Annotated in this window: 20 protein-coding genes; 9 read left to right on the plus strand and 11 right to left on the minus strand. The window is 62.1% G+C overall.

Features of this window, described 5'->3' with window-relative positions; translation table 11 throughout:
* Positions 1-253 precede the first annotated feature (253 nt).
* The gene (locus QZR30_RS12060; RefSeq protein ID WP_311903344.1) at positions 254-5,152 is read left to right on the plus strand and encodes an alpha-2-macroglobulin family protein; all 4,899 of its coding nucleotides are present in this window, start codon (positions 254-256) and stop codon (positions 5,150-5,152) included.
* A gap of 138 nt (positions 5,153-5,290) precedes the next feature.
* On the opposite strand, the gene QZR30_RS12065 is transcribed toward QZR30_RS12060, so the two are convergent.
* Positions 5,291-5,584: a hypothetical protein gene (locus tag QZR30_RS12065; RefSeq protein WP_043049487.1), complete on the minus strand. Its 294-nt coding sequence runs from the start codon at positions 5,582-5,584 to the stop codon at positions 5,291-5,293.
* Between the two features lie 91 nt (positions 5,585-5,675).
* Between QZR30_RS12065 and pbpC the strand changes: the two genes are divergently transcribed.
* The 6 genes from pbpC (at position 5,676) to QZR30_RS12095 (ending at position 12,517) form a co-directional block, all read left to right on the plus strand.
* On the plus strand, positions 5,676-8,006 hold the full coding sequence (pbpC, locus tag QZR30_RS12070) for a peptidoglycan glycosyltransferase PbpC (RefSeq protein ID WP_046070727.1): 2,331 nt from the start codon (positions 5,676-5,678) through the stop codon (positions 8,004-8,006).
* A gap of 107 nt (positions 8,007-8,113) precedes the next feature.
* Complete coding sequence (locus QZR30_RS12075) at positions 8,114-8,422, plus strand: MazG-like family protein (protein ID WP_003188211.1); 309 nt, start codon at positions 8,114-8,116, stop codon at positions 8,420-8,422.
* Entirely contained in the window at positions 8,415-9,164 is a 750-nt protein-coding gene (locus QZR30_RS12080; protein WP_046070729.1) for a methyltransferase domain-containing protein, read from the plus strand. The genes QZR30_RS12075 and QZR30_RS12080 overlap by 8 nt, the downstream gene beginning before the upstream one ends.
* Positions 9,165-9,188: 24 nt before the next feature.
* Positions 9,189-9,791: a DUF4136 domain-containing protein gene (locus QZR30_RS12085; protein WP_046070730.1), complete on the plus strand. Its 603-nt coding sequence runs from the start codon at positions 9,189-9,191 to the stop codon at positions 9,789-9,791.
* 44 nt (positions 9,792-9,835) lie between these two features.
* Positions 9,836-10,393, plus strand: coding sequence for a DUF4136 domain-containing protein (locus tag QZR30_RS12090; protein ID WP_274357838.1), 558 nt, complete (start codon positions 9,836-9,838; stop codon positions 10,391-10,393).
* Positions 10,394-10,570: 177 nt separating this feature from the next.
* Positions 10,571-12,517: a pilus assembly protein TadG-related protein gene (locus tag QZR30_RS12095; RefSeq protein WP_059398434.1), complete on the plus strand. Its 1,947-nt coding sequence runs from the start codon at positions 10,571-10,573 to the stop codon at positions 12,515-12,517.
* On the opposite strand, the gene QZR30_RS12100 is transcribed toward QZR30_RS12095, so the two are convergent.
* Both QZR30_RS12100 and QZR30_RS12105 read right to left on the minus strand, forming a co-directional pair.
* Positions 12,502-15,240 (minus strand): ATP-binding protein, encoded by a 2,739-nt coding sequence (locus tag QZR30_RS12100; RefSeq protein WP_311903345.1) that lies wholly within the window; start codon positions 15,238-15,240, stop codon positions 12,502-12,504. The two genes, QZR30_RS12095 and QZR30_RS12100, sit on opposite strands and share 16 nt — an antisense overlap.
* The gene (locus QZR30_RS12105) at positions 15,237-15,674 is read right to left on the minus strand and encodes a TadE/TadG family type IV pilus assembly protein (protein ID WP_046070734.1); all 438 of its coding nucleotides are present in this window, start codon (positions 15,672-15,674) and stop codon (positions 15,237-15,239) included. The genes QZR30_RS12100 and QZR30_RS12105 overlap by 4 nt, the downstream gene beginning before the upstream one ends.
* Before the next feature lie 71 nt (positions 15,675-15,745).
* Here QZR30_RS12105 and QZR30_RS12110 point away from each other — a divergent pair, with 71 nt between their 5' ends.
* A complete protein-coding gene (locus QZR30_RS12110; protein WP_046070735.1) occupies positions 15,746-16,195 on the plus strand; it encodes a prepilin peptidase in 450 nt (149 codons plus the stop codon).
* A 124-nt stretch (positions 16,196-16,319) separates the two neighbouring features.
* Entirely contained in the window at positions 16,320-17,105 is a 786-nt protein-coding gene (locus tag QZR30_RS12115) for a response regulator transcription factor (RefSeq protein WP_124399203.1), read from the plus strand.
* Between the two features lie 140 nt (positions 17,106-17,245).
* Here QZR30_RS12115 and QZR30_RS12120 read toward each other — a convergent pair whose 3' ends face one another.
* The 8 genes from QZR30_RS12120 to cpaB are packed head-to-tail and all read right to left on the minus strand — an operon-like array spanning position 17,246 to position 24,671.
* Entirely contained in the window at positions 17,246-17,518 is a 273-nt protein-coding gene (locus tag QZR30_RS12120; RefSeq protein ID WP_046070737.1) for a DUF3613 domain-containing protein, read from the minus strand.
* Between the two features lie 10 nt (positions 17,519-17,528).
* Positions 17,529-18,254 (minus strand): tetratricopeptide repeat protein, encoded by a 726-nt coding sequence (locus QZR30_RS12125; RefSeq protein ID WP_311903346.1) that lies wholly within the window; start codon positions 18,252-18,254, stop codon positions 17,529-17,531.
* Between the two features lie 10 nt (positions 18,255-18,264).
* Entirely contained in the window at positions 18,265-19,152 is an 888-nt protein-coding gene (locus QZR30_RS12130; protein ID WP_046070739.1) for a type II secretion system F family protein, read from the minus strand.
* Between the two features lies 1 nt (position 19,153).
* Complete coding sequence (locus QZR30_RS12135) at positions 19,154-20,035, minus strand: type II secretion system F family protein (RefSeq protein ID WP_046070740.1); 882 nt, start codon at positions 20,033-20,035, stop codon at positions 19,154-19,156.
* 9 nt (positions 20,036-20,044) lie between these two features.
* Positions 20,045-21,316 (minus strand): CpaF family protein, encoded by a 1,272-nt coding sequence (locus QZR30_RS12140; RefSeq protein WP_046070741.1) that lies wholly within the window; start codon positions 21,314-21,316, stop codon positions 20,045-20,047.
* Positions 21,313-22,506 carry an AAA family ATPase gene (locus tag QZR30_RS12145; RefSeq protein ID WP_046070742.1) on the minus strand — a complete coding sequence of 398 codons (1,194 nt, stop codon included), beginning with the start codon at positions 22,504-22,506 and terminating at the stop codon, positions 21,313-21,315. The genes QZR30_RS12140 and QZR30_RS12145 overlap by 4 nt, the downstream gene beginning before the upstream one ends.
* Positions 22,503-23,708 carry a type II and III secretion system protein family protein gene (locus tag QZR30_RS12150; RefSeq protein ID WP_046070743.1) on the minus strand — a complete coding sequence of 402 codons (1,206 nt, stop codon included), beginning with the start codon at positions 23,706-23,708 and terminating at the stop codon, positions 22,503-22,505. The genes QZR30_RS12145 and QZR30_RS12150 overlap by 4 nt, the downstream gene beginning before the upstream one ends.
* Before the next feature lie 15 nt (positions 23,709-23,723).
* On the minus strand, positions 23,724-24,671 hold the full coding sequence (gene cpaB / locus QZR30_RS12155) for a Flp pilus assembly protein CpaB (RefSeq protein ID WP_056847052.1): 948 nt from the start codon (positions 24,669-24,671) through the stop codon (positions 23,724-23,726).
* Between the last annotated feature and the right edge of the window lie 74 nt (positions 24,672-24,745).

Here is a 24,745-nt window from a genome sequence, read left to right on the forward strand (position 1 = left end):
CACCAGATTCAATGTGGGAGGGGGCTTGCTCCCGATAGCGGTGTGTCAGTCACTAATATTCTGACTGATCCACTGCCATCGGGAGCAAGCCCCCTCCCACATTTTGATCTCCAGTGGCTGTGGGGTTTGGTTTAGTCTGGAAGGCACTCAGAACCAACCCTCCCTCCGTCGGTCAATGTGATCAGCGCCACAGCGGCTTGGCCTGCGCTGATATATAGTTCACCCCTCGGTTCCCTCTGACTATGAGTGCCCCATGCTTAACAAAGGACTGTTCCTCGCTTGCGCGCTGGCCCTGCTGAGCGCCTGTGATTCTTCCGATAAACCGGCTGCACCGACGGCTCCCCCCGCGCCAAGCGTAGCGCCTGCACCTGCCAAGGCGGTGGTGGACGTAGCGGCGTTGAAGCAGCGCTATGCCGGGCGTGAGCTGAGTGTGGTGGACGTGTCTGAAGTGCAACTGGATGGGGCCAGCACTTTATCGGTGAGCTTTTCCATTCCCCTGGACCCGGAGCAGAAATTCGCCGATAAATTGCACTTGGTGGACAGCAAGTCCGGCAAGGTCGATGGCGCCTGGGAGCTCTCGGATAACCTCATGGAGCTGCGCCTGCGCCACCTGGAACCGCAGCGCAAGCTGGTGCTGACAGTGGACGCCGGGTTGAAGGCGGTCAACGACAACCAGCTCGCCGCCGAATACACCGCCCGCCTGGAAACCCGCGACCTGCAAGCCACCGTCGGCTTCGCCAGCCGAGGTACGCTGCTGCCGACGCGCCTGGCCGAGGGCCTGCCGGTGATCGCGCTGAATGTCGATAAGATCGACGTCGAATTCTTCCGTATCAAGCCTGAATCCCTGCCGTCGTTCCTGGCGCAGTGGGGGCGCAATACCAGCCTGCAAAGCTATGAGTCCCGGGAACTGCTGCCGATGGCCGACCTGGTCTACGGCGGGCGCTTCGACTTGAACCCGGCGCGCAATACCCGCGAAACCTTATTGCTGCCGATTGCCGGCCTCAAGCAGTTGCAGCAGCCGGGCGTGTACCTGGCGGTGATGCGTGCTTCGGGCACTTACAACTATTCGCAACCGGCCACGTTGTTTACCTTGAGCGATATTGGCCTGTCGGTGCACCGCTACGCCAACCGCCTGGATGTGTTTACCCAGGCGTTGGAAGGCGGCAAGGCGCTGAACGACGTTGAGCTGGAAATCCTCGATGCCGAAGGCCGCGTGCTTGGCCAGGGCAAGACCGAAGACGGTGGCCACGCCGAGCTGGCGCTGCCGAAAAAAGCCCAGGTGCTGCTGGCAAAACTGGGTGAACAGACCAGCCTGTTGCGCCTGGATAGCGCCGCGCTGGACCTCGCCGAGTTCGATATCGGTGGGCAACCGTCCCACCCGTTGCAATTCTTTGTGTTCGGCCCGCGTGACCTGTATCGCCCCGGCGAAACCGTGCTGCTCAATGCGTTGTTGCGCGACAAGGATGGCAACGCGGTCAAGCCGCAGCCGGTGAGTGTCGAAGTCCGCCGTCCAGATGAACAGGTGAGCCGCAAATTCGTATGGGAGGCCGATGCCTCCGGCTTGTATCAATACCCGCTGCAACTGGCCGGCGAAGCGCCGACCGGGCGCTGGCAGTTGGTGTTCGACCTGGGCGATGGCAAACCGCAGCTCTATGAGTTCCTCGTCGAAGACTTCCTGCCCGAACGCCTGGCACTGGAACTCAAAGGCAGTGACACGGCACTGAGCCCGGCGGATAACGCGGTTATCCAGGTCAACGGCCGCTATCTGTATGGCGCGCCGGCATCCGGCAATCGGGTCAGTGGCCAGGTCTATGTGCGCCCGCTGCGTGAAGCGGTCAAATCCCTGCCTGGCTATCAGTTCGGCTCCGTCACCGAAGAAGAACTGAGCCAGGATTTCGAATTGGACGAAAGCGTACTCGACGCCAACGGCGAGGAGGCGCTGACCCTGGAAAGCAAATGGGCCGAGGCCAAGTCGCCGCTGCAATTGATTGTTCAGGCCAGCCTGCAAGAGTCGGGCGGGCGGCCGATCACTCGGCGCCTGGTGCAGCCGATCTGGCCGGCCGAGCAATTGCCGGGCCTGCGCGGGCTGTTTGATGGCAAGGAAACCAATGGCGATGGCCCGGTGGAATTCGAAGTGCTGGTGGCCAACCAGGACGGGCAGAAACTCGCCGCCCAAGGCCTCAAGGTGCGCCTGGTGCGCGAGCGCCGTGACTACTACTGGAACTACTCCGACAACGACGGCTGGAGCTACCACTACAACGAGAAATTCCTCAACCTCGACGAGCAGACCCTGGACATCAAGGCCGGTGACACCGCCAAGGTCAGCTTCCAGGTGGAGTGGGGCCCTTACCGGGTTGAAGTTGAAGACCCGCAGACCGGACTGGTCAGCAGCGTGCGTTTCTGGGCCGGCTACCAGGCCCAGGACAACACCGAAGGCGGCGCCGTGCGCCCCGACCAGGTCAAGCTGGCACTGGATAAACCCGCCTATGGCGACGGCGATACCGCCAACGTCACTGTCACCCCGCCGGCTGCCGGTAAGGGCTACCTGCTGGTGGAATCTGCCGAAGGCCCGCTGTGGTGGCAGGAAATCGACGTGCCGGCCGAAGGCAAGAGCTTTGCGGTCAAGCTCGACCCGAAATGGTCGCGCCATGATCTGTATGTGAGCGCCCTGGTGATCCGTCCCGGCGAGCGCAAAGCCAATATCACCCCCAAGCGCGCCGTGGGCCTGTTGCACCTGCCGCTGGACCGCACACAGCGCAAGCTCGGCCTGACCCTCACTGCGCCGGAAAAAATGCGCCCCAAACAACCGCTGACGGTGAAGATCGCCGCCAGGAATGCCGATGGCAGCGTACCGAAACAGGTGCATGTGCTGCTGGCGGCGGTGGACGTGGGCATTCTCAATATCACCGAATACCCCACGCCCGATCCCTACTCCAGCCTGTTCGGCCGCAAAGCCTATGGTGTCGATCAGTTCGACATCTACGGCCAACTGATCGAAGCCGGCCAGGGGCGCCTGGCCAGCCTGGCGTTTGGTGGTGACGCGGCATTGGCCAAGGGCGGCAAGCGCCCGGACACCAGCGTGACCATCGTCGCCCTGCAAAGCGCGCCGGTGACACTGAACGAAAAAGGCGAGGGCGAAGTCAGCGTCAACATCCCCGACTTCAACGGAGAACTGCGCCTGATGGCCCAGGCCTGGAGCGATGATCGCTACGGAATGGCCGAAGGCAAGACGGTGATCGCCGCACCGCTGATCGCCGAATTGTCGGCGCCGCGCTTCCTCGCGGGAGGCGACCAGACCACTTTGGCCCTGGACCTCTCCAACCTGTCGGGCAAGGCGCAGAAGCTCGATGTGCAATTGACCGCCGAAGGGCAGTTGGAGCTGGTCAACGGCGGCGCGCAAGCGGTTGAACTCAAGCAAGGCCAGCGCACCACCCTGCGCATCCCGGTGAAAGCCTGGGGCGGTCTGGGCCAGGGCAAAATCAAGGTCAGCGTGAACAGCCTGGACCTGCCGGGGGAAAACCTGCCGCCATTCAGTCGCGAATGGACCTTGGGCGTGCGCCCAGCGTATCCGGCGCTGCTCAAGCACTACCGCGCAGTGCTCAAGGATCAGCCATGGAGCCTGCCCGCCGGTACGCTGGACCAGTTCGATGCCTCCGGGCGCGAAGCGCTGTTGAGCCTGTCGAGCCGTCCACCGTTGAACCTGGGGGCACAGATCAGCGCACTCAAGGCCTACCCTTATGGTTGCCTGGAGCAAACCGCCAGTGGCCTGTACCCGTCGTTATATGCCGATGACGCACTGCTCAAGCGCCTGAGCATCAAGGGCGAGCCGGATGCCGAGCGCAAACGCAAGATCGAGCTGGGCATCGAACGCCTGCTGGGCATGCAGCGCTACAACGGTAGCTTTGGTTTGTGGGGCGCCGACGGCGAGGAAGAATATTGGCTGACCGCGTATGTCACCGACTTCCTGCTGCGTGCCCGCGACCAGGGTTTTGCCGTACCGCCTGAAGCCTTGAAGAAGGCCAGCGAGCGCCTGTTGCGTTATGTGCAGGAGCGCAACCTGATCGAAGTCGACTACAGCGACAACGCCGAGCACACGCGGTTTGCCGTGCAGGCTTACGCCGGCATGGTGCTGGCGCGCAGTCAGCAGGCGCCGTTGGGAGCGTTGCGCAGCCTGTTCGAGCGGCGCAGCGATGCGCGCTCCGGGTTGCCGCTGGTGCAGTTGGCCATCGCCCTGCAGAAAATGGGCGATCAACCGCGTGCGGATCAGGCGTTGTTGGCCGGTTTGGCGGCACAGCGCGGTAGCAAAGAATGGCTGGCCGACTATGGTAGCCCATTGCGTGACCAGGCGATGATCCTGGCATTGCTGGAAGAAAATGACTTGGCCAAGGGCCAACGTGAAGAGCGTTTGTTCACCCTGTCGGACCAGTTGGCCGCCAGCCCATACCTATCGACTCAGGAGCGTAACTCCCTGTTCCTCGCCGGGCGCCTCGGGTTTGCCAAGCCGGAAGCCAACTGGCAAGTGTCGCTCACCGGCAGCGGCGGGGCGCATGAGTTGAATAACCAGCAATCGACCCTGGCGTTGGACGGCAAGCTGCTGTCCAGCGACCTGGCCTTGAGCAATCAGGGCGAAGCGCCGGTGTATCAGCAATTGACGGTCTCGGGTTATCCACAAGTGCCGCCGGCTGCCGGTGGCGAAAACCTTAGTATCCGCCGCGAATACCTGGGCATGAACGGCCAGCCGCTCGACCTGCGTAGCCTCGCCAGCGGCGACCTGGTGCTGGTGCACCTGGCCGTCAGCGCCAAGCAGCGTGTGCCGGATGCCCTGGTGGTAGACCTGCTCCCCGCCGGCCTGGAACTGGAAAACCAGAACCTGGCCCAAAGCGCGGCCAGCCTGGAAAACGCCAGTAGCCAGGTGAAGCAGTGGCGCGAGTCGATGCAGAACGCATCGCTCAAGCATCAGGAGTTCAGGGATGATCGTTATGTGGCGGCCATGAGTCTGGACGGTTATGGCACCACGCACTTGCTGTACTTGGCGCGGGCGGTGACGCCGGGAATCTATCGCGTGCCGCCGCCGCAGGTGGAGTCGATGTATCGGCCGAACTGGCAGGCGGTGGGCGAGACGCCGGTGGATATGGTGATCAAGGGCCGCTGAATTGCTCAAGTTGAAATGGGGACTACTGTGGGAGGGGGCTTGCTCCCGATGGCAGTGGGTCAGTCAAAATGTCATTGGCTGACACTCAGCTATTGGGAGCAAGCCCCCTCCCACAAGGGATTGGGGCTGTCAGTTAAATCAGTGCACAACCCAACTGAGCAACCACAGGCCCAGCAGCAGCCAGATGATGCCCATGATGATCGAGGCGCGCATAAAGGCGCGTACCGCCGAGTACAGCAAGAGCAGGCCAACGATCAGGGTGATGATGCTGATGATCGAGGTGTCCATGCCCAAGGTGCGCGACAGGCCATCGATAAAGTTGCCGCCGGCGTGGGTCAAGGCCCCGAACAACCCACTGAGTCCGTCGACGATGAACCGGATGACGGAGCCGAGCGCCTGGCCCAACCATTCGAAAAAGCTTTCTACCTGCATGTGCGTGTCCTGAATAAGAAGGTGGGCGTGACTGTGCCTTTGGTCGTTATTGCCACAGGCTAGTTCCCTACAAGCATAGAGGTTTGCCCGCTTGAATTTGCGTTTTGTTGCCCGCTGGACCCTGGCGAGCCTGCTGTTGGTGATTGCCTTGCTGTGGCTGGCTGATCGGATCTGGCCATTGCCCTTGCCCCAGGACGACCTGGCCCGGGTGGTGTTGGCCGAGGATGGCACACCACTGTGGCGTTTTGCCGATGCCAATGGGGTGTGGCGCTATCCGGTGCATACCAGCGAAGTGTCGCCGTATTATCTCGATGCATTGCTCACTTACGAAGACCGCTGGTTCTACCAGCATCCCGGGGTCAACCCGTTGGCGCTGGTGCGGGCGACGTGGCAAAACCTTACAGGTGCGCGGGTGGTCTCCGGCGGCAGCACCTTATCGATGCAAGTGGCGCGTTTGCTCGACCCGCATTCGCGCACCCTGCACGGCAAGTTGCGTCAGCTGTGGCGCACTGCGCAGTTGGAGTGGCACCTCTCCAAGGACGAAATCCTCAACCTGTACCTGAACAGAGCGCCGTTCGGCGGTACGTTGCAGGGTGTGGCGGCGGCGAGTTGGGCGTACCTGGGCAAGTCGCCTGCACAACTGACTCACGCCGAAGCCGCCTTGCTCGCGGTATTGCCCCAGGCGCCCAGCCGTTTGCGCCCGGATCGTCATCCGCAGCGCGCCCAGGAGGCTCGCGACAAGGTGCTGCGCCGCCTCGCCGAGTTCAAGGTATGGCCGCAATCGGCGGTCGATGAAGCCCTGGAAGAACCGCTGCTGCTCGCTCCGCGCCTGGAGCCGAGCCTGGCGCCGTTGTTGGCGCGCCGCCTCAATCGCCCGGACAGTCCGCCGCTGATCCGCACCACCCTGGATGCCACCTTGCAACGACGTCTCGAAGACCTGCTGCTGGGCTGGCGCGCACGGCTGCCGGAACACACCTCGGCAGCGATCCTGGTGGTGGAGGAAGAAAGCATGGCGGTGCGTGCCTACCTGGGCTCGGTGGATATCAACGACACCAAGCGCTTTGGCCATGTGGACATGATCAGCGCGCTGCGTTCGCCCGGCTCCACGTTGAAACCCTTCCTGTATGGCATGGCCCTGGACGATGGCCTGATTCACTCCGAATCGCTGTTGCAGGACGTGCCTAGGCGTTATGGCGATTACCGGCCGGGCAATTTTTCCATGGGCTTTACCGGGGCGGTGCCGGCGAGCACGGCCCTGTCCAGCTCGTTGAACCTGCCGGCGGTGCAATTGCTGGAAGCGTACGGGCCCAAGCGCTTTGCCGCACAGATGCGCATCGGCGGCATGCCGCTGGCATTGCCGGCGCTGGCCGAGCCGAACCTGGCGCTGATCCTCGGCGGCGCGGGCAGTCGCCTGGAAGACCTGGTGAGCGGCTATAGCGCCTTGGCCCGCGACGGCAAGAGCGCCACCCTGCGACTGCAGCCGGACGATACCCTCAGGGAACGGCCACTGCTGTCACCCGGGGCGGCCTGGATTGTGCGGCGCATCCTCAGCGGCCAGGCACGGCCCGATCGCGACCCGCGTGCCGAGCTGGTGCAGCGCCCGGTGCTGGCGTGGAAAACCGGTACCAGCTATGGCTTTCGCGATGCCTGGGCAATTGGCGTAGGGCCACGTTATTTGATCGGTGTATGGATCGGCCGGCCGGATGGCACGCCCGTCCCCGGCCAGTTCGGCCTGGCGTCGGCGGCGCCGTTGATGTTGCAGGTACATGACGTACTGACCAACCGCGACAGTCAGCGCGGCATCAGCGCGCCGGTCAAACCGGTGCCGGCGAATATCGGCGTGGCGGCAATCTGTTGGCCGCTGGGCCAGCCCATGAGCCGCAGCGACCCCAACTGTCGGCGCCAGCGGTTTGCCTGGACCCTGGACAACACCACGCCGCCGACCTTGCAGGCACTGGACCAACCTTTGAGTGTGGGCTTGATGGAAAGCATCTGGGTCAACGTCAAGGGTTTGAGGGTCGACGCGCATTGCCCTGGCGCACAGGCCAAGCACATTGCCCTGTGGCCGGCGCCGCTGGAACCCTGGTTGCCAAGGATCGAGCGCCGTGAAGCACGCATCCCGGCCCCTGACCCGGACTGCCCGCCACCGGCGCTGGCTGCGTCGTCGCCGTTGTCCATCGTCGGCGTACGCGAAGGCGACCAACTGCGCTTGCCTGTTGCCAGCCAACAAACCCTGCGTCTGAAAATCTCCGCCTTGGGTGGCAGTGGTCGGCGTTGGTGGTTCCTTAACGGCGCGCCGTTGGGTGATAGCGCCAATCAGGACAGTATCAATGCCAGTTTCGAGCGGTTGGGCCGCTATCAGCTAAGCGTTCTGGATGAGGCTGGGCAGACCGCCAGGCTTGAGTTCAGCGTTGTTGATTAGGGCCTCATCGGGGGCAAGCCCCCGATGGCGGCCTTGAGCACATGACCGCTATTCACTTGCCTTCACTCCCCATCCCCCTGAAGCTATACCCATTCAGGAGTCCCCTAATGAACCTCGAACACCTCACCGAACGCCTGCACCGCATCCGCGATACCAACGATTGGAAGCAGTTCCACAGCCCGAAAAACCTGGCCATGGCCGCCAGTGTGGAAATGGCCGAACTGGTGGAAATCTTCCAGTGGCTTACCGAAGACCAGTCCCGCCAGCTTCCCGCCGATAAACTTGCCCATGCCGGCCAGGAAGTCGGCGATATCGTGTTGTACCTGCTGTTGTTGTGCAGTGAGCTGGGTCTGGACATGAACGAAGTCGTGCGTGCCAAGCTGGCCGACAGCGAGCGGCGGTTTGCCCATGAGTGATCGTCATTTCGACCAGTTGGCCACGCGTTTCGCCGAAAAAATCTACGGCGGGGCCAAGGGCGCGATTCGCCTGGCGGTGCTCCAGGCCGACCTGGCCGAGGCCTTGCCGCAGCGCCCGTTGCGCGTGCTGGATATCGGCGCGGGCCTGGGGCATATGTCGCTGTGGCTGGCCGAGCGCGGCCATCAGGTAACCTTGGCCGAGCCCGCCGCGCCGATGCTTGAAGGCGCGCGCCAGCGCTTTGCCGACGCCGGCCAGACCGCGACGTTTATCCATGCGCCGTGGCAAGACTTGCTCGGCCTACTCACCGAGCCTTACGATCTGGTGCTGTGTCATGCAGTGCTGGAATGGCTGGCCGAACCCCATGCCATTTTGCCGGTGCTGCACCAATTGACGCTGCCCGGCGGCTGCTTGTCCCTGGCGTTCTACAACCGTGATGCGTTGATCTACCGCAACCTGCTCAAAGGCCACTTCCGCAAAATGCGCAAGAACGACATGGCCGGTGAAAAGCAGAGCCTTACGCCGCAACAGCCCCTCGACCCACGGGAGTTGGCGGCGCAACTTGAAGGGATGTGGCAGGTCGAAAGCCAAAGTGGCGTGCGGGTGTTTCACGACTATATGCCGGTAGAATTCCAGGCCCGCGCCGATTTGCAGGACTTGTTGGAGATGGAGCTCGCTCACCGTCGTCACCCAAGCTTTGCCGGACTTGGGCGTTATTTGCACTGGGTCTGCCGTCCGGTTTAAGCGGACCAGCCTGCGGAGGTCGAAATGCGTCGTCTCTGTTTGATCCTGTTATCCCTCGGCCTGGGCGCGTGTTCCAGCCCCAACCCCTACGTCGCCTCGTCGGCACCGATGCCGCCGGCCCCGGCCCAGGCGGCCACCACTTTTGATGCCAGCGCTTACCCGGCGCCAGTGCGCGATTATGGCGCCTACCGCAGTTGGGGCTGGCTCAACGGCCAGTTGCCTGCGGGCACGGCCTGGGCCGATTCGGCGCAGATTGCCGAGGCGGTCAGCGGCGCCCTCGACCAGCGTGGCCTGCGGCCCTTGCATGACAAGCGTGCCCCCGACCTGTTGGTGAGCGCCGACGTACGCCTGGAGAAACGCCTGCGCCAGGTGCAGGATGACTATGGCTACGGTTACGGCGGTTATAACCGCTACGGCAACGGCTATGGCATGTACAACAGCGTGCCCGTAGTGCGCACCTATGAAGTGACGGTGGCAGTGGCGCGTATCAGCCTGTTCGACGCCCGCACCCGCCAGCCGGTGTGGAGCACCAGCGCGGAAACCACCAGCCAGGGCAGCTTGAGCGAGCGCGCCGATAGCTTGCGCAAGGCGATGCAGAAAGCAATGGCTGCCTATCCGCCCAGTTAGCAGCTATTCTCATTTCAGGCTCACGTTGTTTTTGGAGAAGTGCCATGTTTCGTCGTATCGCTGCACTTGCTGTCGTTGTGTTGCTGGGCGGTTGCCAGAGCAACCAGGTCAATCACGATTTCGACGCCAGCCGAGACTTCGGCGCCTACCGCAATTGGGCCTGGAAAGACCCGGCGTTGCAGTACCGCCCGGATGATCCGCGAATCAAGAGCGACCTTACCGAGCAACGCATCCGCCAAGCGGTGGGCGAACAGCTTGACCAGCGCGGCCTGCGCCCCGCAGCGGCCGGCACCAAGGCGGACCTGAATGTTCAGGCCTACCTGATCGTCGAAGACCGCCAGCAACAAGTCACCACCAACTATGGAGGTGCTTGGGGCGGCCCCTGGAATGGCTACTGGGGCGCGCCGATGTATAACGAAACGCGCAACATTACCTACAAAGTGGCAACCATCCAGATCGACTTGCTCGACGGCAAGGACGGCAAACTGGTATGGCGCGGCAGCGACGAGCAAATAATGGCCAGCACGCCTAATCCAGAGGATCGCAGCAAGGCTATCCGCAGCACTGTGACCAGGATCCTCTCCAACTACCCACCACACTGACCGGCGCCGCTGCACTCCTGTGGGAGGCGCGGTGCGACGATTCGACAAGCCCCCTTCCACATGTTCCAACATTCACGGGATCTCCGTCAGTCGCCAATGTGGCGAGTTGCCAGCAACCTGCCAAAGCCTTGTCTACACTCCAGTGCAACGCCGGAGAGTTAGCGCAGGAGTGCTTCGATGTCTCCCCGATTCGGTTCCAGGCAGCGTGGAGCAATTGGCTTGATGACGGCAGGCACCTTGGCGTTGGCCCTGGTGTTTACGTTGCTGGCGGTCGACAGCGGGCGTTTGTACCTGGAAAAACGCAAGCTGCAGTCCGTCGCCGATACGTCGGCGCTGGAAGCGGCTGGCCTGGGTGGCCAATGCGGCACCAGCACCACGGCCAACGCCTATGCCACGCAAAATGCCTCGCGTAACGGTTTCGTGGTCGGCAATGGCCGCACCCTGGTCGTGACGTGCGGCACCCTGGCGACCAATGCCGCCAACACTCGCGTGTTTACCGCCGATGCCACCAAGAGCGACGCGATTCGCGTGGTGGCCTCCCACACCGTGATGACCAGCATCGCTAACGGCTTGTGGAACCTGTTCAGTGGCGCGCCGATCACCCCGCAACTCAACCTGAGCGCCACTGCCGTAGCGGCTACACCGCCGCCGGTGGCGCAACTGACGATCCGCAGCAGCCTGGCCAGCGTCGACTCAAGTAAATCCCCCTTGCTTAATCTGGTGATGGGTAACCTGCTCGGTGGAAGCCTGTCGCTCACGGCGGCGAGTTGGAACGGTTTGTTGCAGACCAACGTCAACCTGCTCGGTTACCTCGACCAATTAGCGATCGACCTGAACGTGAAGGCCGGCGATTACGACGCGCTACTCAGCACGGCCGTCTCCGCCACCCAGTTGATCGACGCCGCGGTCAAGGTCTTGCAGAAAAATGGCGCGGCGGTCACCGCGGTTATCAATGACGTGATTTCGATTGAAGCCATTGCGCCGAACACCAAGCTGTTGACGGTGGGCGACCTGATTGATATCGCCACCGGCACCCCGACGGCGGCGCTGAATTCCAATGTGCAGCTGTTTCAATTGCTCGAAGCCGTGGCGCAGTTATCCAGCAGCAAGAACGCCGTGAGTGCGGCGGCGCAGCTCGCTATTCCGCTGGTGGGCAATGTGTCGATCCAGACCAAAGTCATCGAGCCGCCGCAGTTGTCGGCTATCGGCAATCCTGCGCTGGCGAAGAAGGGCTTGTTGAAGAACCCGCCGACCGATCAGATCTTTGTGCGCACCGCACAAGTGCGTACGCTGGTGTCTATTCAACTGCCCGTATTGAATGGCATTAATGGGCTGACATCTGCGGTTTCCGCCATCACCACTCCGGTGACAGGTGTCGTAAATAACTTGTTGCATTTGAATTTGGTGGGCCTGCTGGATCCGGTGTTGTGCCTGATTTTGAAGCCCTGTGATCACACCGATGTTCAGTTGATGAGCGGCCTGGATATCAATATCGAGGTGGCGAGCGCGAAAAGCCATGTCACGGATTTCAATTGTGCGAGCAATGCGACGAAATCGCTGACTGTTCAGGTTGAGACTGCGCTTGCCGATGTTTCCGTAGGAAAAGTGGATGCGGCGCAGGCCTTTTCCTCCGCAGTAAAATCCGAAGTGAATCCAGTAGCCCTGGTGGATATTGGCGTACAGACCTGCAAGGGGATATTTGGCTGTGGTCCACGCAAGGCAGGCGTAGGCGGTAGCCTATCCCTATCCGTCGTCCATGCGACCGTGGGAGGGACGAGTCAAAGTCTGCTGTTTTCTCCGGTCAACGACATGAATCTGGCGCCCACCTATAAGTCTGTTCCTCCCTCGACAGAGGTGGTCAAAGGGCTGGTCAACACATTGGGGGCGATCCAGGTGAATTATGTTGCCCCAACCGGTAGTGCCCCTGGCGGCATCCTACCGGCGGTGTCGGGTTTACTCGCGACCATTACCAATACGCTGGTCACCGCGATCAAGAACGTTTTGTCGCCAGTACTCGACCCGATTGTGGATGGCTTGTTGAGTGCACTGGGCATCAACCTCGGAAACGCCGAAGTCGGTGCCAACCTCACCTGCCACATGGGTCGGGCTTACCTGGTGATTTGATCCGGTACGATGGGCAACTCCACGCAAAATTTCGCGCCTGCCTCGCCATTGCTGACGCTCAGGCGCCCGCCCATGTTTTCCACGATCCCATAGCTCACCGACAGCCCCAGCCCGGTGCCCACACCGATTGGCTTGGTGGTGAAGAACGGCTCGAAAATCCGCTCCAGCAAGCGCGGGTCAATCCCGCCGGCGTTGTCTTCGACCCAGATGCGTACGTGGCGGCCGTCATGCTCGCTGTGCAGCGTAATCCAGGGGCGCAGTCCGGGAGTCTTTTCGCGCTGGCTGAGCAACGCGTCGCGGGCGTTGACCATCAGGTTGATCAGCACCTGTTCCAATTGATCGACATAGCCTTTGACCTGCACTGAGAAGTCCGCAGGGCTGATGCGTACTTCCACACCCTTGCCGCGCAGGCCTTCGCTGAGCAGGGCCAAGGTGCCCTCCAGCGCCTGCGCCGGGTCAAAGGGTTGCTGTTCGATTTCAGAGCGACGGCCGAAGACGCGCATATGGTCGACCACTCGTGCCGCGCGTTGTACCTGGGCGTCGATGCGCTGGAGTTTTTCCGTGAGGTAATCCACTTGTACATCGCCATTGCCCAGGCGCTTGAGCACGTTGACGACGGCCATGTGCATCACGTTCAGCGGCTGGTTGATCTCATGGGCCAGGCCGGTGGCCATTTCGCCGAGGGTGGCCATTTTTGCGCTTTGGGTCAGTTGTTGCTGGGAGCGACGCACTTCGGTGTTGTCGCGGCCCACGGCCTGCACTTCCAACAAGGTGCCGTGTTGATCAAACACGCCACGGTCCGACCACACCCACCAGGCATGCTCGCGCCCAGGCAGTTGCAGGCTGATTTCAGCCGTGCTCACCGGGAACTCCGGGGTCAGCCGCGCAATGCGCTGCACAAAGGCGGCGCGCTGTTCATCCGACAGCCATTGGCCCAGGTCGATGCCGGGCAGTTGGGCGGGCAGGCATTCCAGGTAGTTGGCCAGCGGCGTGTTGCCGAAGGTCAGGATCAGGTCGGGGCGATAGCGGCAGATCATTGCTGGCGAATCTTCCACCAGGATGCGATAGCGTTCCTCACTCTGGCGTACTTGTTCAGCGGCCAGGGTCGCCTCGGTCACGTCCAGCCACAAGCCTACGGCCTCCACCGGCAGCCCGAGGTCGTCGCGCAACAGTTTGGCTTCGTCGAGCAGCCAGTGGTAGTGGCCCTGTTTGTCACGCAGTCGGTAGCGGCTGCGCATGTTGCCTTCGCGTAGCAATTGGCGAGTGCGTTCAAAGTAGAGTTCGCGGTCGTCGGGGTGGATCAGCGCCGCCAGGGTGTCGAGGTTGCAGTCGGCCAGGGTCCAGCCCAGCAGTGGTAGCAGGCTGTCACTGAAAAACGCCGGATGCAGCGCGCCGTTGACGTAGCGCTGCACATAGATCACCGCCGGTGAACTGGCGATCAGGTTGTCCAGCCGCGCATGGGCGGCGGCGGCTTGCAGTTGCTGGTTCTTGATGTCGCTGATATCGAGCATGAAACCGATCCAGCGTCGCTCATTGCCAACTCCCAGCACTTGTCCCTGTATGCGGTACCAGAGGGGCGCCTGCTCGGCCTCCGTCCGCTGCAGGCGCACGCTGGTCAGCAAGGGTTTGCCCAAAGCTTGCAAGTCTTGCAGGCGGCTGTTGAGGGCCTGGCGGTCGGCCGGGTGGATCAGTTCAAGCCAAGTGCCAAGGGCCTGGCGAGTGGGACCCTGCTCCAGGCTCAGGTTGCGCAGCAATTGTGGCGCCAGCTGGATTTCCTGGGTGGCGGGCAACAACTCCCACCAGCCGGTGCCGAGCAGGCCTTGCAGGGCTTCTACCCGTTCCAGTTGCTGGTGATGACGTTGTTCACGCAGGCGACTGAGCAACGGTGCGGCGAGGGCTGCGCAGAGATTAAGCCAGTCGCGCTCACGGGTATGTTGGGCCTGGCCACTGTAGAAGCCACACAGCAACCACGCCGCGACACCTTGGCTGTCGCGGTAAGGCACCAGGAAGCCATCGGCATTGCCAAACACGCTGTGCAGGCGCGGGTTGTCGCTGCGGCCCTGGGCAATGTCCAGGCTCAGCGGCGTGTTGCCGTTGATGCTGTCCAGGCTGGTGCCCAAGTGTTGCCCGGTTTGCCACAGGGCCGGCGCATCATGGGCGGCATATTGACTGTAGATGCGCCAGCCTTGGTCCTCCTCGTCGAGCAGCGCCATAGCCACGCACGGCATGCGCCAGCGCTGAGCGACGGTGCGCAGGTGCTCGTTGAACACCTGGGGTAGGCGGTTGAGGCTGCACACGCGCAATTGTTCGTTCATCAGGCCGGTGATCTGATGGTTCTGTTCGCGCTGCTGTTCCAATGCTCGGTCGGCCAGCAGGTCAGTAATATCCAGCAAGTGCAGGGCCCAGCCGTCGCCCTCGGGCTCCATCCAGCCGCGGGTATGCAGGACCTGGCCGCCGGCACCCTGAAAGTCCAGGTCCAGGCCATGGCGTTGCCATTGCTGCGGTGTGCCCTCGACACTCAATGCGCTGTTGGCGCACAGCAAGGCATGCAACGGTGGGGTGTTTGTGTGGGTGAAATGGTGGGTGAGCAAGGGTTGCAAGGTGCCGGCGATGCTCAGCACATGGCCCAGGTTGTCCAGTTGCAGGTGCAGGCCCAGCGCGGTCATGGCCGGAGCGCTGTGGCGCCCGCGCAGGCGCGCGAACAGTTTATCCCCTGCCGTCAAAACTGCAGGCTCGAGGTGGCGGTGAGGTTGGCGGGCAGGTTCGGTACGCTGCCAACTCCGGGCAGTACCAAGGCCGGCAGCACCGCTTTGATATTGGCCGAGGGGTAGGTGATTTTTACCGTCAGCAAATTATTGGTGTAGGTGGCAGTGATGTAGCCGGGCAAGAATTTCAACGAGCCGGGGATCCAATTCAACTGGGCCTGCGCCGCATCCTTGGCGCGCTGTACCACCAGTGCCGAATAGCCTGCGGTACTTGGGTCCAGGGACACACTGCGGCGCACTCCCTCCGCTGCCGCCTGATGAAAGGACTGCATCAACAGCAGCGGCAAGCTGTAGCTGAGCATGCCGTAGAACACCGCAAAGAAGATCACGAAGACCAAGGCAAACTCGATGGCCGCCGCACCTTTTTGCTTTCTCGGGAAGCCTGATTTCATCACTGCGTCTACCCTGAGGCGAGTACCTGATATCAGCATAGAATCATTCGGCAAAAAGGGATGTTTTTTACGTGATCCACTATGTAGTGATTCTGCTGTGGTTGGGCCTGTGTGCAGTGCAGGATATTCGCCAGCGCCAGATTGCCAATACGCTGACCTTGGGTGCTGGTTTGCTGGCGTTGATCTACCTGCTGTGGGCAGGGTCGACCTGGGTCGGTGCGCCCCGCAGCGAAGGCGGCCTGGCCTTGGTTCTGGCGCTGATACTGACCCTGCCCGGGTATGCGTTGGGCCGCTTCGGCGCGGGGGATGTGAAGCTGCTCGCCGCCCTGGGCCTGGCGTCCAATATCGACATTCTGTTGGGATCGCTGATCGGCGCCGCGGTCGCCATGCTGGCCTGGACATTTGTGCATCAAGGGCTTAGCTCGAGCCAGTTTGAGCGGGCAGAAAAAGTGTCAAAAAAACAGCCTTTTGCGCCTTTCGTTTTGACAGGTTTCGTCGGGTGTTGGCTTTGGATCCATTAAGCGCGCGCGTTGAATAATGCTATGTACATAGTCAGAAAGTACGTCTACGTTTAATGAGTAGTTGTATAGGATTTTTCGTCAAAAAGGATGGGTCCTCTTTGGCTTGCCAGGCATGGAGTAGCGCGTGAACAAGCTCACATCTGCAGTAAAAGTGCTCGTGGTCGACGATCAACCTTTGATCGTGGAGGAGCTCTGTGAATTTCTCGAAAGCAGCGGGTACCGTTGTGTCCCGTGTGAGTCCAGCCAACAGGCGATCCAGCGCTTCGGCGATGACCCCTTGATAGGCCTGGTGCTGTGTGACCTGCATATGCCGGACATGGACGGCATCGAGCTGGTGCAGGCCCTGCAGCAGGTTGCCGGCAAACATCGTGCGTTCGAAGCGATCATGCTTACCGGGCGTGCCGACAAACAGGATGTGATCAAGGCCCTGCGCGCGGGGATCGCCGATTACTACCAGAAGCCGATCAATCTCGATGAGGTGCTCGAAGGCCTGAAGCGCCAGGAAGCGGCCTTGGAGGAACGGCAAAAAGACCTGCAACTGGGCACGCTTAACCAGAAGTTGCAGTACCTGTCCGAATCCATCAACGACTTGTATATGGACCTGGACAAGGTGCGTCGCAAGCCAGTGCCCAAAGAGGGTGACGGCGAACCGTTGGCCGATGATGCCGGGCCGCTCGAAGTACCGGCGATCTTCAGTCAATTGTCACCGCGTCAGTTGGATGTGGCGCGCCTGGTGGGCAAGGGCCAGACCAACTACCAGATTGCCTGTGACCTGGGGATCACCGAGAACACGGTCAAGTTGTATGTGTCCCAGATATTGCGCCTTACCCATATGCACAACCGTACCCAGCTGGCGCTGGCGTTGTCACCCAGCAACTCGGCGATGCACCAGCGGGTGACGGCGCACTGAAGGCCCGGCGCCTGCGCTAATAATGTAGGAGCGAGCTTGCTCGCGAAAAACGTCAACGATAACGCGTGAATCCTGCATAAACGCGGTGTCGTGGGGTTCTTCGCGAGCAAGCTCGCTCCTACGGTGGGATATAGGCTTGGCTATTGGCTCCCACCCTGTGCAGACCCGCCCACCTTCTGATCAAAGAACTCCGGGATCGGGTGCTTGTTGCTGTCCAGCCAGCGCTTGAGTGCCTGCTCGCGTTCTGCCGGCGTGGTCTTCTGCGGGTTGGCCGAGGCTGCGCGGCCGCTTAGTTGCAGCGCCATCCAGTTTTCGGTTTCCGCTTGCCGTGGAGAAGACGGCCCAGCTTCGATGGCCGATGCCATGAGCGGCAGTGTCAACACGGCGAGGCCGGCAAGGTAATGGATTTTCATCATCGACTCCCTATTTCACAGGTACCGGCAGCGTGTCGCTGACCGTCGCGACCTGGTCTTTGGCTGAACGCACCGGTACCGTGCGTGAACCCTTGAGTTGTTGTGCCCGCGCCTGGGCTTCGGTGACCTGCTCGGGGCTCAGTCCGAGTTGGCCGACCACTTTTGCGGCCTGTTCCCAGTTGTCCTGATAAATCAGCAAGGTCACCAGGTTCAAGGCCGCCAATTGATCGCTCTGCTTGAGCTCGATGGCGGTCATGAATTCGAAACGGGCGTCTTCCAGGCGCAGTTGATCGAGGTACACCACGCCCAGGTCATTGCGGATTTTCTCGTCGGTGGGCGCCAGTCTTGCAGCATGTTGCAGGTGGGCCATGGCCTGGCCGTTGTCGCCCCTGGCCGACGCCAATTGCCCCAGGCCGTGCTCGCCATCGGCAGCCAGGCAGGTGCCCAACAGGCTGCGGTACAGCGGCTCGGCCTCGCTGCGCCCCAGCAAGCGATAGGCACGGGCCTGGCGCTGGCGCACCTGGGGCAGGGCATTGGGCAGGTTCTGCAGGTTGGCCAGGCTGGCGTGCAGCTTGCCTTCGTTGGCCATGTCATCGGCCAGGTTCAATGAAAGCTCCTGGTCCGAGCTGGGCTTGGGGCAACTGCCGGGCTGCAGCAACCCGGCCCATGGAACCTGGCCATTGCTGGCACAGCCGCCCAGCATCAGCAGGCTCAAGGCGACAATCAGTGGCTTCATGGCAGGCTCCTCAGAAGTTATTCAAGGCCCGGGCGATGGCGATAAAGGCCGGCCCCCCAAGCACAGTCAGCAGGGCGGGAAACAGGAACACCATCATCACTACGGACATCTTCGCCGACATCTTCGAGATGTATTCCTGCAGGCGGGTCAGGCGGCGGTCATCGAGCAATTGCTTGAGCGCCAGCAGTGACTTCATGGCACCGCCACCCTGCTGGATCAATTGCTGGAGAATGATGCAGGTGTCGGTGAACTCATCCACAGCCAGCAGGCGCGCGGTCTTGCCCAGTTCCTCCGACAACTCCAGGCCCGAGTCGACCCGTACCAGAATCAGGCGCAGTTCATGGGTCAGGTCCGGGAGCAGGCGCTGGGCGTCGATACTCAACACCCGCAGCGACTGTTCAACCGCCATGCCGGATTCGAACAGGATGCGCAGCAACGGAATGAATGTGGAGATCTCTCGTGCGATGCGTTCCTGGCGGTATTTCGCGCTGAGGACCAGCACGCGCTTGGGCAACAGGTAACCGACCCCCAGGGCAATGGCCGGCGCGATCCACGGCGAGCCCACATGGGGAAACAGCAGTTGCTGGCCGAGCACGGTCAGGCCCAACAGCACAATGGGCACGCCGACCTGGCAGGCGGCGAACATGGAACGCTGGTTGGGCTTACGCCAGCCGACGCGGTTGAGCAAGGTCTGTGTTTCGTTGTCCAGGCTGACCGAGCGCTGCGCCACCGCGCTGGCGCCCAGTTGGCGCATCAGGCTGCCAAGTTTGTCTTCACGGGCCAGTTGGCCTTGCAGGCGTTGGTTGACCATGCGCTGGCGGCGGCGTTGTTCCAGCAGGCTGCCGGCGATCAAGACGACGGCGGCGAGTAACAGCAGGAGGCTGATCAGGATGGCCATCTCAAATACTCCGCAACATGCGCCACATGACGAAGGTGCCCGTGATGTCGAGCGCTACCGCACCGAGCAGCAGGTAGCGCCCGGTTCCGTCATTCCACATGCTCATCAGGTAGCCCGGGTTGACCATCAGGAAGTAGCCGACCATGGCGATGGGCAACCCCGCCAGCACATACGCGGTCATGCGCGTTTCACCGGTCATGGCCTTGAGTTGGCGCGCACCCTGCTCGCGCTCGCGGATCATCTTGATCAGATTTTCCAGCAACTCGCTGGCGTTGCCGCCGTAGCGGTGGTTGACCTTCAGGCCCAGGGCAAACAGGCGAAACTCATCGCGCTCGTAGAACTCGGCAAAATCGCTGGCGGACTCCGGCAGGCTCACGCCCATTTGCACATTGCGCTGGATGCGGCTCATCGCTTGCTTGAGGGGCGCCTCGGTGCTTTCGATTGCACCCAGCACGGCATCGGCCAGAGTGCGTCCGGACTTGAGACTACGCACGCTGTGGTCGAGTAACTGCGGTAGTTGTTCGATCATGCGTTGCACACGCCGCTGGTAACGCCAGGCGATGTACAGGCGCAACAGCAACGGTGGTACCAAGAGCATGGCGAGTAGGCCCAGCCAGTCGGCCAACAGGTAGCCCAGCACCATGGCCACCGCCCAGCCGCTCAACCACAGCCCAAGGCGATCGGTGGGCTTGCCCAGGCCGGCGCGCTGGAACATCCGCTCCATGGCGACCCAGCTGCTGTTCGATTCCTGGGGGATGGGCTGGCCCTCGGCAAGGCGTTCCAGCACGCGGTCGGTGCCGGCCTGGCGCAGCCCGCGCTGGAACAGCCAGATGGACAGGCTGACCAGCAGAACGCAGATAAGCAGCAGGATAAGTCCGGTCATGACGCCTCCCTACAACGGCAATGGCGTTTCGCGCCGCAGCTTGTCGCCGGCCGGGTGCAACGCTTCGCGCAGGAAGCCAAAGCCGGCACGGCGGTCGAAGCGGAACAGGGTATTGGTGACATACACGTCGTCGCGCACGCCGACCACTTCCACCACCTCGCTGACGCAGCGGCGCCCATCGGGCAGGCGCGTCAGCTGAATCACCACATCCAGTGCGGCACAGATCATCTGGCGCAGGGTTTTTTCCGCCACCACGCGCCCGGTCAGGCCCACCAGGGTTTCCAGGCGCAGCAGCGCGTCCTGGGCGTTGTTGGCGTGCACGGTGCTCATGGAACCGTCATGGCCGGTGTTCATGGCGGTCATCACGTCGAGTACTTCGACGCCGCGAATCTCGCCGAGGATGATGCGGTCCGGGCGCATCCGCAGGGCGTTGCGGATCAGGTCACTGGCCTTGACCTCGCCATGTCCTTCGGCATTGGGTGGGCGGGTTTCCAGGCGCACGACGTGGGGGTGGCCCAGTTGCAGTTCGGCCACATCTTCGATGGTGACCAGGCGCTCGTGGGGGTTGATCAATTGGCTGAGAATATTCAGCAGTGTGGTCTTGCCGGTCCCGGTACCACCGCTGATTAGGATATTGCAGCGTTTGCCCACCGCTTCCTGGAAAAACTCGAAGATGCTCTGGTCGATGGTCTGCATCGCCACCAGGTCGCTGCTCTTGAGCATGTCCTTGCGAAATTTACGGATCGACAGGCAGGGGCCGTCCAAGGCGATCGGCGGGATGATCGCATTGACCCGGCTGCCGTCGGGCAGGCGCGCATCGACCATCGGCGACGACTCATCCAGGCGCCGCCCGAGGGGCGCGAGGATACGCTGCATCACCCGCTCCACATGGTGCGCATCGATAAAGCGCAGGTCGCTCTGGTGCAGCACACCATCACGTTCGATAAACACCCGGTGCGGGCCGTTGACCAGGATCTCGGTGACCGACACATCGCGCAGCAGCACTTCCAGCGGGCCGAAGCCGGTCAGCTCATCGACGATTTCTTCGGCCAGGCGCTCCATCTCGTAACGCGAGATCGCCAGGTGCATACGCGTGATGTACTCGGCCACCTTGTCGATGACAAATTGCGCCAGGGATTGGCGCGAGCCTTCCAGCAGGTTCTGTCCGGTCTCTTCGATGGCATCGATAATGTAACGATGCAGCACCATTTTCAGGCTGTCGTGGTCGTTGCGCCCGGCGGCTCCACGAGTGGGGGCGCCGAAGAGCTTTTCACCGTTCATCGACCTGACCCCAGTAGACGTTCGAACCAGCGCGTGGACGGTTTTTCCATGCCCTCGGAACGTTTTGCCAGGCGCTCGCCCAACTGACGCAAAGTGTGGGTAAGGGCTTCGCGCGGGGCCAGGGTGAACAGACTTTGCCCCTGGTTCTTGGCATTCAGGCGCACTTCAGGGCTAAGCGGCAGCACCGCGATGCACTCCAGGCCGAAGCTTTTTTCCAGGGTTTCGGTGTCGGGCGCGCAACCCTTGATATAGCGGTCGACCAGCAGTCGGGCGTGGTCGAGCTTCATGCCTTTTTCGCGCCACAGGTTCAGCACCGCGAGGTTGCGCCGGCAGTCGAGCACGCCTTGGTCGGTGCACCACAGCAGTTTGTCGCAGTGGCTGACAAAGGTGCGCAACGGCTCGCTGTCAGCCTGCCCGGTGAGGTTGACCACGATGTGCTGGAAGTGCTGGCGCAAGGCGCTGAGCAACATGTACAGCTCGGCGGCGCTGGTCATTTCCAGGGGCTCGTCGCTGGCGGCATACGCAAGAATGCGCAGGCCCTCGTCGGTGCTGGTAAAGGCGCTGTTGATCAGTGTGGTGTCAAGGCGGCGCAGGTGGCGCAAGGCGTCACCGAAATTGAAGGTACTCTCCAGGCCCAGCAGCGCCAGGCTGTCGCCCCGCGGCAGGCCGAGGTCGAGCAGCAGTGTCTGTTGACCGCTCTTTTGCACCACCATCGCCAAGTGGCTGGCGATCAGGGCTCCGTCGGTATTGCCTTGGGTGCCGTATAGCACCGTCAGGCCACCAAGGTGGGCGTTCGGCGCGGTAGGCGGCAGGCGCTTGCTCATGCGTCGCACCAACCCGGCCACTTCGCTGGAGCGTGAACCATAGGCGACAAAATCCCGGGCGCCGGCGCGCATCGCGTTGAGTACCAACTGGTTGTCCATGCCGTCACCGAGGGCGACTACGGCCAGCATCGGCTTGGCTTCCAGGGCGCCTTCGATCAGGGCGCTCTGGGCCACCAGGTGTTCGCGGTCCAGGCCCACGAACACCAGGTTGGCGAAGGTCACGTCCACCAGTGCCAGCAATTCATCCAGGCTGCCACCGCCGACGCTGATCACTTGACCAAGCGGGGCCAGCGCGCCCTGCAGCCACTCCAGGTCGGTGTTGTTGCGGGTGATTGCCAGAAAGGTCTGGCCCAGGCTATCGCTCATTGGGAAAGTCCACTGCGACGGTCGAAGTTGCCGTTTTCAAGAAAGAACAGGCGGAACCAGTTCGGGTCGTAGTTGCGCAGTTTTTCCCCGGGCAACGACGGCAACTGTGCGTTGGCCGCCAATGGCCGGACCAGGTGCGGGGTGACAATCATCAGCAGCTCTTTTTCCTCGCTGCGAATATTGGAGTCGCGGAAAAACGCGCCAATTATCGGGATATCGCCCAGGCCGGGGAGCTTGGCGATGGTGGAGCGGTTGGTGCTGCTGATCAGGCCACTGATGACAAAGCTTTCGCCATCGGCCAGCGATACGCTGGTGTCGGTGCGCCGTACGGTCAGGGCGGGCACCAGGATGCCCTCGATCTGGATCGCGTTGTTGTAATCCAGCTCGCTGACTTCCGGTGCGACTTTCAGGGCGATGCGGTTGTGATCGATCACCGTGGGCGTCAGGGTCAGGCGGATGCCGAACTCCTTGTACTCGATGGAAATGGTATCGCTGCCGGCACTGGGCACCGGGATCGGCACTTCGCCCCCGGCCAGGAAGGTCGCGCTCTGGCCGCTCATGGCCACCAGGCTCGGACGCGCCAGGGTGTAGGCAAAGCCACTGCTTTCCAGGGCGTTGATCAACGCCTTGACCCGGCCACCGCCAAACCCGATGTTGAAACTGTCAGCGCTCACCGGCAGCTTGAACACGCTCTCTGCTGGGGAGAGCAGGTCGGGGCTGCCGAGGAAGAAATTCTTGCCCATGCCGAGGATCTTGGTGCTGGCCTCCTTGAGCTTGGTGCGGCTGACTTCGACGAAGCGGATATCGGTCTGTACCTGGCTGGGCAGTGTCGGGTCTTCCGAAGGCGACAGCGATTGGCTGGTCAGCGCCGAGGTGGCCTTGCCCTTGACGAACACCATGCTCTGGCGCGGCGCGGTCGAGCAGCCGGTCCACACCATCAGGCTGGTGGCGCCGCTGCCGACGCCGGTCAGCAGGAAGTTACGCTCGCCATTGACCCGCACATCGGCGATCTTCGGGTCACCAATGGCCAGGCGCGTGATCGCCACTGACGATTGCAGCTCGGTTTGCAAGCCTTCGCCCACCTCGACCACGGCGGGCAACTGGCCCAAGGTGCTGCAATTGCCAGGTGCTGCCATTGCCAGGCCCACGGGCAGGCACGGTAGCATCAAGGTCAAGGCCAATTGAGCGTAGCGTGGGCTCATTCAAAGCATCCTTGTTCAATCAGGGGTTTGTTGGGCCGCCGAAGCGCCACGAATCACTTCGACGCCCCGACGCTGGCCGGTGTCGGCAACCGTGGGGGCGACTTTTTTCGGCGGGCCGGTGAGGGCCAGTTGGGTGAATTGGTAGAGGTCGCGGTTGGCGCTTTGCACTTTGTCCGGCGTGTCGCTTTCGCCGGCCCAATAGCGGCTGAGCAACTGTTCGTCGGCACTGCGCACAGCCAGGCGCAGCGTGCCGGCTTGGGAGGCGAGCATCAGCCGGCTCAGCAACGGTTCGGGCACCGCCAGCACGACACTGCGCGCTGCGGTACGCCGTTGGGCAGCTTGGGCGCGCTCTTCGGCGGTGGCCGGTGGCGGCACTGCCGGTGTGCCGTCGTTGGCCAGCCCCAATTGGTCGCCGACGCTGAGCAGCCGAATCGCGGGAATGATCACCTGCGCCGATTGCTCGGCATTGGCGTTGTCCTGACGCAGGAACAGAAGGACGTCGACGTAATCGCCGGGGCTCAGTTGGCCGCCAGCACCGATGACCTCATCGACGGCGACCGCCAGTGCGCGTTCATTTGCACGAATCATGCGAGCCAGAGGCCCACCGGCGGTGAAACTTTCATCGTTTAGCCACGTCCCTGCACCCAGCGCGCGCAAGGGCGTACGACCGATAGCCTGGTCGAGGCTGGTCAGGCTGCCGGCCGGAACGGTGCGCAATTTTTCCACGGCCACGTCGGCAGCGGTAAGGGGGGCAAAAGCGGGCACCGCGTGTACCAGTACCACCACCGGTTGGCGGGTTTGGTCTTCCACGGCAGTCAGGGTTTTTTCAACGGAAATGACAGGTTCCGGCGATGGGGCCACTACGGATTCCGGAGGACGACTCAGCACCAGCCCCCAATACCCTGCAATTAAAGCTGCGACAAGCAGCAAGCCAGCCAGGACCATGCTGATGCGACTGTTCATGACGGCTCTCCCTATCCCGTTGCACTGCTTATGCCCGTTAATCCAAACGAGTTAATTTCGCAACTTAGCTGTGA

This window comes from Pseudomonas sp. rhizo25, from assembly GCF_031931935.1.
Lineage (GTDB): Bacteria > Pseudomonadota > Gammaproteobacteria > Pseudomonadales > Pseudomonadaceae > Aquipseudomonas > Aquipseudomonas synxantha.